The following is a 6745-nucleotide window of genomic DNA, read 5'->3' as shown; positions in this document are numbered from 1 at the left end:
CTCAACCGCCCAGCACCAGGCGGGGCTTGAACGCACCCCCACGGCCCGCCCTCGCGCGGACGGCAGCCGCCCACCCCGGTGAGGGGCCGGTCAACCACCCAGTGCCAGGCGGGGCTTGGGTGCGTCCGTGCGGCCCGTCTGGGGGCGGCGGCTGCCCGCCCGGTAGGGCGTCGGCCAGAAGGCGGACGGGCCCGTGTAGTCCTGCTCGGCCGCCGCGTGCAGGGTCCAGTGCGGGTCGTACAGGTGCGGGCGGGCCAGCGCGCACAGGTCCGTACGCCCGGCCAGGATCAGGGAGTTGACGTCGTCCCAGGAGGAGATCGCGCCGACCGCGATCACCGGCACGCCCACCTCGTGGCGGATCCGGTCGGCGAACGGCGTCTGGTACGACCGCCCGAACTCGGGGCGTTCGTCGGCCACCACCTGCCCGGTCGACACGTCGATCGCGTCGGCTCCGTGCGCGGCGAAGGCGCGGGCGATCTCCACGGCCTCGGCGGCGGTCGTACCGCCCTCGGCCCAGTCGGTGGCGGAGACGCGCACGGTCATCGGACGGTCCTCGGGCCACACTCCGCGTACGGCGTCGAAGACCTCCAGCGGGAAGCGCAGCCGCTTGTCCAGTGAGCCGCCGTAGGCGTCGGTGCGCCGGTTGGTCAGCGGGGAGAGGAAACCGGAGAGCAGATAGCCGTGGGCGCAGTGCAGTTCGAGCAGGTCGAAGCCGGCCCGGGCGGCACGCCAGGCGGCGGCGGTGAACTGCTCGCGGATGTCGGTGAGCTGGGCCCGGCCGGCCTGGCGGGGTATCTGGCTGTCCGGCCGGTACGGCAGCGGGGAGGCGGCCGTCAGAGGCCAGTTGCCCTCGGGCAGCGGCTCGTCCATGCCCTCCCACATCAGCCGGGTCGAGCCCTTGCGTCCGCTGTGGCCGAGCTGCACGCCGATCGCGGTGTCCGGGGCCTGCAGGTGCACGAAGTCGGTGATCCGCCGCCAGGCGTCGGACTGCCGTCCGGTCCACAGGCCGGCGCAGCCAGGGGTGATCCGTCCCTCGGGGCTGACGCAGACCATCTCGGTCATCACGAGGCCCGCGCCGCCGAGGGCCCGGGCGCCCAGATGGACGAGGTGGAAGTCACCGGGGACGCCGTCGGTGGCCGAGTACATGTCCATGGGTGAGACGACGACCCGGTTGCGCAGGGTCAGTCCGCGCAGCCGGAACGGGGTGAACATCGGCGGTGTCCCGGGCGGGCAGCCGAACTCGCGCTCCACGGCGTCGGTGAAGCGAGGGTCGCGCAGCCGGAGGTTGCCGTGGGTGACGCGGCGGCTGCGGGTGAGCAGGTTGAAGGCGAACTGGCGGGGCGGCTGGCCGAGGTAGCGGTCCAGGTTCTCGAACCACTCCAGGCTGGCCCGGGCCGCGCGCTGGGTGGAGGCGACGACCGGTTTGCGCTCCTGCTCGTAGGCGGTGAGCGCTTCGGGCAGGGAGGGCTGTTCGTCCAGGCAGGCGGCGAGCGCGAGGGCGTCCTCGACGGCGAGCTTGGTGCCGGAGCCGATGGAGAAGTGGGCGGTGTGGGCGGCGTCGCCGAGCAGTACCAGGTTGCCGTGCGACCAGCGCTCGTTGACGACCGTGCGGAAGGTGGTCCACGCGGATTTGTTGGAGCGCAGCGGCCGCCCGCCGAGCGCGTCCGCGAAGATCTTGGCGCAGCGCTCGACGGACTCCTGCTCGTCCATGGTGTCGAAGCCGGCCGCGCGCCACACCTCCTCGCGCATCTCGACGATGACCGTCGAGGCGTCCGGCGCATACGGGTAGCCGTGCAGTTGCGCCACGCCGTGCTCGGTCTCGGCGATCTCGAAGCGGAAGGCGTCGAGGGCGAAGTCGGCGGCCAGCCAGATGTAGCGGCAGCGGTGGCCGGTCACCCGGGGCCGGAAGACGTGGGCGTAGGCCTCGCGGGTGGCGCTGTGCACGCCGTCGGCGGCGATGACCAGGTCGTACGTCCGCGACAGCCGCTCCGGGTGCGGCGCCTCGGTGCGGAAGCGCAGGTCGACGCCGAGCGCGCGGCAGCGTTCGTGCAGGATCCGCAGCAGGCGCCGTCTGCCGAGCGCGGCGAAGCCGTGGCCGCCGGAGGTGTGCCGGGTGCCCCGGTGCACGATGTCGATGTCGTCCCAGCGCACGAACTCCCGGCGCAGGGCCTCGTACACCACCGGGTCGGCGTGTTCGATGCCGCCGAGCGTCTCGTCGGAGAGCACGACGCCGAACCCGAAGGTGTCGTCGGGCGCGTTGCGCTCCCAGACGGTGATCTCACGGGCCGGGTCGAGCCGTTTCAGCAGGGCCGCGGCGTACAGGCCGCCGGGTCCGCCGCCGATGACCGCGACCCTCATGGCACCGGTCACCCCCGGTCACCTCCCCCGCCACTTCGGGGGGCGCTTCTCGGTGAAGGCCGCGTGGAACTCGGCGTAGTCCTCGCCGTTCATCAGCAGGGCCTGGGTGGAGGCGTCCAGTTCGACCGCGGCGGACAGGGGCATGTCCAGTTCGGCGGTCAGCAGGGCCTTGGTCTGGGCGAGGGCGAGGGCGGGGCCGTCGGCGAGCCTGCGGGCCAGGGACCGCGCGGCCTCGTCGGCGCTGCCCTCGTCGGTGAGGTGGCTGATCAGGCCGATCCGCTCGGCCTCGGCCGCCCGTACCGGCTCGCCGAGCATCAGCAGCCGGGTGGCGTGGCCGAGCCCGACCACCCGGGGCAGCAGATAGGCGGCGCCCATGTCGCCGCCGGACAGGCCGACGCGGGTGAAGAGGAAGGCGAACCGGGCGGTGGGGTCCGCGACCCGGAAGTCCGCCGCCAGGGCCAGGACCGCTCCCGCCCCGGCCGCCACCCCGCGCACCGCCGCGATCACGGGGAACGGGCATTCCCGTACGGCCCGCACGACCTGTCCGGTCATCCGGTTGAAGTCGAGCAGCTCGGACGTGTTCATGCTCAGGGTGGCGCCGATGATCTCGTCCACGTCGCCGCCGGAGCAGAAGCCGCGGCCCTCGCCGGCCAGTACCAGGGCGCGCACGGCCCGCTCGCGGGACAGTTCGGCGAGCAGGTCGCGCAGGTCGGCGTAGGCGCCGAAGGTGAGCGCGTTGAGCTTGTCGGGGCGGGCGAGGGTGACCGTGGCGACGCCGTCGGCGCGCTCGACGCGCAGATGGCGCCAGTGGGAGGTGCGGTCGGTGGAGCCGGTGAAGGGACTCATGACGCAGGGCCTCCTCGGGGGGACTGCCACGAACCGCTGCCGCGCCGGCCTCTGCCTCGACGGCTCTCCCCACCGAACTTATCACTTGTTCCTGACTGTCGTCACGAGTACGCGATACAGTCGCGCCACTGTGACCGGTACCCAGCACTTGGTCACGGCTCGTCGATAGGGAGGTAACGACGGGAGTGGCCGGGGGAGGACGGCCGTCCCTCGGGGTAAGCCGACCGTGCCGGGCCCGGCGGTCCCGAGGACGAGGCCGCCGAAAGTCCTCGCGGACGGCCCCCGTACCATTCCCCTCGTTGAAAGCGGGACAACCTGATGTTCATCACCGGGACGCCCCCCGCCACGATCGGACACACCTTGCACGAACCCCCTTCAGCAGCCCACCCGTCACCCGGCCACCGCCCCTCACGGAGGCACTCCGTGCCGTCACTTCCGTCCTGGCGCGTCGCGCTGCCGCACTCGGCGGCCGCCGTGCCGGTGGCCCGCGCCCTGGTCCGTACGGCGCTGACCGAGCTGGAGCACACGGCCGACAGCGACACCGCGGAGCTGCTCACCGCGGAGCTGGTCGCGAACGCCGTGGAGCACGCCGTGGGGCGGGGTCCGATAGAGCTGGTGGTGGAGCTGCTGCCGACCGGCTGCCACGTCGAGGTGCACGACCCGGACCCGGACCCGCCCGGCGGGCTGACCCGGCCGGGCCTCACGGCCCCGGACCCCTGGCAGGAGCACGGACGCGGCCTGCTGCTGATCCGCGCCCTCAGCTCCGCCTGCGGGCACCGCCCGACCGCGTCGGGCAAGGCGGTGTGGTTCAGGCTGTCCGGTCCGCCTCGGCTGCGCCCGGCGTGACCTCCGCCGCCCCGGCCCGCGCCGCCAGCCGGGAGTGCCGGCGTCCGTAGCCCAGGTACACGAGCAGCCCGGCCACGAGGAAGCCGGCGAACTGGAGCCAGGTGGTCCAGCCGGTCTCGTACATCAGGTACAGGGAGCAGCCGACGCCGAGCACCGGCAGCACCGGGTAGAGCGGCACCCGGAAGGTGCGGACGAGGCCCGGCTCGCGGCGGCGCAGCGTGATCACGGCGATGTTGACGACGGCCATGATGGCGAGCGTGCCGATGGTGCACAGGTTGACCACGACGTCCAGCGACGCGAACGCCGCGGGGACCGCGAAGACCACGCCGACGATCAGGGTGCCGGCGACGGGCACCGAGGTGCGGGGCGAGACCTTCTGGAGGACGGGCGGCACGAGCCCGTCGCGGGACATCGACATCAGGATGCGGGACTGGGCGTACGTCACGGTCAGCACCACGGAGGCGATGGCGACGACCGCGCCGAAGGCGATGACGGCGCCGCCGACCGAGGAGCCGGTGACCGTGTTGACGACGTACGACAGCGCCGCAGGCCGGCCGCCGACCTGGTCGCCGCCGATGGCGCCGATCGCGGCGAGCGCGACCGCGCAGTACAGCAGGGTGACCAGGCCGATGCAGACGAGGATCGCGACCGGGATGTCCCGGCGCGGGTTCCTGGCCTCCTCGCCGGCGGTGGTGATCGCGTCGAAGCCGATGTAGGAGAAGAACGCGGCCGTGGTGCCCGCGCCGATGCCGCCGAGTCCGGCCGGCGAGAACGGGGTGAGGTTGCCGTGCTTGAAGGCGGAGAACCCGATGACGCAGAAGGCGACGAGGATGACGAGCTTGAGCACGGCCATCGCGGCGGTCGCCCGGGCGCTCTCGCGCACTCCGCGCACCAGCAGCACGCAGGCCATGGCGATGACGAGGACGGCCGGCAGGTTGACGATCCCGCCGTCGCCGGGGCCGGCGGAGAGGGCGGCCGGGAGCTGCCATCCGGTGAGGCTGTGCAGCAGCTCGTTGACGTACTGGCTCCAGCCGACGGCGACCGCGGAGATGGAGATGCCGTACTCCAGCAGCAGGCACCAGCCGACCAGGAAGGCGGTGGTCTCGCCGAGGCCGGCGTAGGCGAAGGAGTACGAGGACCCGGAGACGGGGATCGCGCCGCCCAGCTCGGCGAAGGAGAAGGCGGTGAACACGCAGGTGATCGCGGCCAGGACGAAGGAGACGACGACGGCGGGACCGGCCTGGGCGACCGAGTCGGACAGGCCGACGAAGATGCCGGTGCCGACGATCGCGCCGATGCCGAAGCAGACGAGCTGGAACAGGCCCATCGTGCGCTTGAGGCCGTGGCCCGCGCGGTCGGCGCCGGACTCGGCGACGAGGAGGGCCGGGGACTTGATGCGGGGAGTGGACATGCGGGGGTGGTGCTCGTTTCTGGTGGTGCGGGGCGGCCTCGGGGATGTCCCCCGCCTGTGGAGGCCGGAGGGAGGTCGCGTCACGGCGGCGGAAGGGGTGGCTCCGGGCCGCGGGTCCTGAGGGCGGCCGGTCAGGCCAGGGTGGCGACCATGATCGCCTTGATGGTGTGCAGACGGTTCTCCGCCTCGTCGAAGACGACCGAGTGAGCGGACTCGAAGACCTCGTCGGTCACCTCCAGGAAGGTGCGGCCGTGTCGCTCGTGGATCCCGCGGCCGACCTCGGTGCCGAGGTCGTGGAAGGCCGGCAGGCAGTGCAGGAACTTCACGTCCGGGTTGCCGGTGGCGCGCAGCACGTCCATCGTCACGGCGTACGGGGCCAGGGCCTCGATCCGCTCGTCCCAGACCTCCTTGGGCTCCCCCATGGAGACCCAGACGTCGGTGGCGACGAAGTCGGCGCCGCGCACTCCCTCCTCCAGGGACTCGGTGAGGGTGATGCGCGCACCGCTGGAGGCGGCCAGCTCGCGGGCCCGGTCGACGACGCCCTGGGCGGGCCAGTAGCTCTTGGGGGCGACGAGCCGTACGTCCATGCCGAGCAGGGCGCCGGTGACGAGGTAGGAGTTGCCCATGTTGAAGCGGGCGTCGCCGAGGTAGGCGAAGGCGGTCTCGCGCAGCGGCTTGGCGCAGTGCTCGGTCATGGTGAGCACGTCGGCGAGCATCTGCGTGGGGTGCCAGTCGTCCGTGAGCCCGTTGTAGACGGGGACGCCGGCGTGCGCGGCGAGTTCCTCGACGGCGTCCTGGCTGTCGCCCCGGTACTCGATCGCGTCGAACATCCGGCCGAGGACACGGGCGGTGTCCTTCACGGACTCCTTGTGCCCCATCTGCGATCCGGACGGATCGAGGTACGTCGTCGAGGCGCCCTGGTCGGCGGCGGCGACCTCGAACGCGCAGCGGGTGCGCGTCGAGGTCTTCTCGAAGATCAGGGCGATGTTGCGGCCCCGCAGGTACCGCGTCTCGGTCCCGGCCCGCTTGGCGGCCTTCAGCTCGGCGGCCAGCCCGACCAGGCCGCGGAACTCGTCCTCGGTGAAGTCCAGCTCCTTGAGGAAGTGGCGGCCGGTGAAACCGGTCGGGACGTGCACCATCGGGGAGCTCCTGGGGACGGTGGGACGAGTGCGGACTATGGAAGTCTATACGATGTTCCACATTTATATACAGGACCCTCGCCGGGGTCCGGGATGCGAACAGCGCGGGTCTGTTGAACTCTGGGAGTCGGGGCCCGTCTCGGCC

5 protein-coding genes are annotated in these 6745 nt (G+C 72.4%); 1 reads left to right on the top strand and 4 read right to left on the bottom strand.

The window, feature by feature from the left end:
• Positions 1-90: 90 nt before the first annotated feature.
• Together ACWC91_RS09845 and ACWC91_RS09840 are read right to left on the bottom strand one after the other, a co-directional pair.
• Positions 91-2358, bottom strand: a complete 2268-nt coding sequence (locus ACWC91_RS09845; protein ID WP_450642688.1) for a bifunctional salicylyl-CoA 5-hydroxylase/oxidoreductase — start codon at positions 2356-2358, stop codon at positions 91-93.
• Positions 2359-2376: 18 nt separating this feature from the next.
• Positions 2377-3204 carry an enoyl-CoA hydratase family protein gene (locus ACWC91_RS09840; RefSeq protein ID WP_450642672.1) on the bottom strand — a complete coding sequence of 276 codons (828 nt, stop codon included), beginning with the start codon at positions 3202-3204 and terminating at the stop codon, positions 2377-2379.
• Positions 3205-3522: 318 nt separating this feature from the next.
• On the opposite strand from ACWC91_RS09840, the gene ACWC91_RS09835 reads away from it, so the two are divergent.
• The gene (locus ACWC91_RS09835) at positions 3523-4050 is read left to right on the top strand and encodes an ATP-binding protein (protein WP_374113908.1); all 528 of its coding nucleotides are present in this window, start codon (positions 3523-3525) and stop codon (positions 4048-4050) included.
• On the opposite strand, the gene ACWC91_RS09830 is transcribed toward ACWC91_RS09835, so the two are convergent.
• Entirely contained in the window at positions 4013-5461 is a 1449-nt protein-coding gene (locus ACWC91_RS09830; protein ID WP_450642673.1) for an amino acid permease, read from the bottom strand. The two genes, ACWC91_RS09835 and ACWC91_RS09830, sit on opposite strands and share 38 nt — an antisense overlap.
• 131 nt (positions 5462-5592) lie before the next feature.
• A complete protein-coding gene (gene argF, locus ACWC91_RS09825; protein WP_225075800.1) occupies positions 5593-6600 on the bottom strand; it encodes an ornithine carbamoyltransferase in 1008 nt (335 codons plus the stop codon).
• Positions 6601-6745: the final 145 nt, after the last annotated feature.

This window comes from Streptomyces sp. NPDC001204 (assembly GCF_053598035.1).
This window is presented reverse-complemented; position numbering and strand designations above follow the sequence as displayed.

Coding starts and splice junctions, on each gene's coding strand:
- ACWC91_RS09845 (WP_450642688.1), bottom strand. CDS start 2,358: ATGAGGGTCGCGGTCATCGGCGGCGGACCCGGCGGCCTGTACGCCGCG.
- ACWC91_RS09840 (WP_450642672.1), bottom strand. CDS start 3,204: ATGAGTCCCTTCACCGGCTCCACCGACCGCACCTCCCACTGGCGCCAT.
- ACWC91_RS09835 (WP_374113908.1), top strand. CDS start 3,523: ATGTTCATCACCGGGACGCCCCCCGCCACGATCGGACACACCTTGCAC.
- ACWC91_RS09830 (WP_450642673.1), bottom strand. CDS start 5,461: ATGTCCACTCCCCGCATCAAGTCCCCGGCCCTCCTCGTCGCCGAGTCC.
- argF (WP_225075800.1), bottom strand. CDS start 6,600: ATGGTGCACGTCCCGACCGGTTTCACCGGCCGCCACTTCCTCAAGGAG.